The sequence below is a fragment of the Candidatus Glomeribacter gigasporarum BEG34 genome (genome assembly GCF_000227585.1).
Taxonomy (GTDB): domain Bacteria; phylum Pseudomonadota; class Gammaproteobacteria; order Burkholderiales; family Burkholderiaceae; genus Glomeribacter; species Glomeribacter gigasporarum_B.
The window spans coordinates 1-2100 of the sequence record NZ_CAFB01000124.1; the positions used below are offsets into that span (position 1 = coordinate 1).

Genomic DNA, 2100 nt, shown 5'->3' on the forward strand with positions numbered 1-2100 from the left:
TCTAGTGCCCGGATGAATTTCTTCAGTCCTTTGGCTGTGTTTTCTACTTGGAAATAATGAGCACCCATTTGTGCATCCAGCACGTGTTTACTGACATCTACCCCTATATAAGCTGCCATTGGATTGCATCCTCCTCTAGCTGTATGCTTGAAAAGTTGGCTCTCTCCATACTTGCCGATTGGATGCGAGGCTTGAGCCTCTCCCATCTGTCCGGAGCTTGACCAACATAAAAAGCAGAGAGCATCCTGTCTTTCTCCCAGTACTTCATTAACCTGTTTGCACGCGATTCCTCTCTGCCACCTCATAAAGTGATCAGCTTTATGGGGCCAATCCAATATACAAGAATCGCGCAGGTTGCTGGCCATTGGCACGGATCTATTCGTCTAACAGACCCTGGAACGCGCTTCGACATTTTTCTTTCATCCAGTGTGTTGCGCATTCAATGAGCATGCGCGTGGACGAATCATGCACATCTTCTAACGTCTGCGTTGAATTCAATGCGCGTGCAATCGCAATACTCAGTCGCTTACCCAGTTCCACGCCCCATTGATCAAAGGGATTGATTCGCCAAACGGCGGCCTGGACAAAGGTTTTATGCTCATAAAGCGCGAGCAGCGCGCCGAGCGCACGCGGGGTGAGTGCTTCCAGCAGCAGCGTATTGCTCGGCTGGTTGCCGGGGCAGCGTAAATGCGGCGCTGGATCAGCGTCTTGTCCGCGCATCAACGCCTCGCTTTGCGCGAAACAGTTGGCGAGCAGTTTGACATGATGATCGAACAAGGAATGCTCAGGCTTAAGCGCGGCGATGAAATCGGTCGGCACGAGCGTGGCGCCCTGATGCAGCATCTGGAAAAAGGCATGCTGACCGTTGGTTCCAGGCGCGCCCCATAGCACTGGCGCGGTGGCATAGGGAACGGGCTGGCCGTCCAAATCCACCGATTTGCCATTACTTTCCATCTCAAGCTGCTGCAAATAGGCGGGCAGGTGGCGCAGCGCGGATGTATAAGGCGCGATTAAATGGCTTTGCGCGCCGAAAAAATTCCGGTACCAAATGCCGAGCAGCGCTATGATCACGGGCAGATTATTTCCCAGCGGCGCGTTCAGGAAATGTTGGTCCATCTGTTGCGCGCCGGCGCGCAGCGCGCTGAAATGCGTGGGGCCGATCTTCAGCATGATCGCCAGCCCCGCCGCGGACCACAGCGAATAACGCCCGCCAACCCAATCCCACATCTCAAACAGGTGTTCAAACGCAATGCCGAATTGAATCGCCGCTTGAGCATTGGCAGTGACGCCGACGAAATGCATATTAAGCGCCGCTTCAGGCGCGCCGCGCTGGAGAAATGCGTCGCGCAGCGTGCGCGCGTTGCTCATCGTCTCAAGCGTGGTGAAGGTTTTGGAGACGACAATCGCGAGCGTTGTGTCAAGATCGATGGATTCGAGCGCGCGTTGTATCTCCGCGCCGTCGATATTCGACACAAAATGGACATCCAGATCGGCAGTACCGAAAGGATGCAGCGCCTCACAGACCATTTTTGGACCGAGCTCCGAGCCGCCGATGCCAATATTGACGATAGAGCGGATCGGCTTGCCGGTATAGCCGCGCCAATGGCCGCCGCGCACGCGCTCGGCAAACGCGCTCATTTTCTCAAGCGCTTGATGAATCAATGCCGCATGCGGCGCATGTGCATCGCTGGCGCGCAGCGCGGTATGCAGCGCTGCCCGTTTCTCAGTGGGATTGACAATTTCGCCCGCGAACATCGCATCGCGCTTTTGCTCAACGCCCGCCTCGCGCGCCAACTGGAGCAGCAGCGCAAAGCTTTGGTCCGTGATGCGGTTTTTTGAAAAATCAAGCGTGAGGCCGCCGCCGGTGCGCGTGAACCGCTGCGCGCGCGTGGGCGCATGCGCATCTTCAGCAGCGAACCAGTCGCGCATCTGCGCGTCGCGAATCGTCTCAAAGTGCGCGGCGAGCGCGCGCCAGGCGGGGAGGGCGGTTAAAGGCATTGTTCACATCACAACAGGCCCTAGCGCATTTTTCAGTGGCTTGTACTGCGTCGCTTCGCGCGCGCCGTCACTCATACTGCATTGAAAAATGCTCTCAAGCAT

1 protein-coding gene and 1 pseudogene are annotated in these 2100 nt (G+C 56.5%); both read right to left on the minus strand.

Annotation, left to right across the window (positions count from 1 at the left end; all coding sequences use genetic code 11):
* Nucleotides 1-365: pseudogene (locus tag CAGGBEG34_RS10490) on the minus strand (recombinase family protein); the annotation flags it as partial.
* A 10-nt stretch (nt 366-375) separates the two neighbouring features.
* Nucleotides 376-1998 carry a glucose-6-phosphate isomerase gene (pgi, locus tag CAGGBEG34_RS09455; RefSeq protein ID WP_006683386.1) on the minus strand — a complete coding sequence of 541 codons (1623 nt, stop codon included), beginning with the start codon at nt 1996-1998 and terminating at the stop codon, nt 376-378.
* Between the last annotated feature and the right edge of the window lie 102 nt (nt 1999-2100).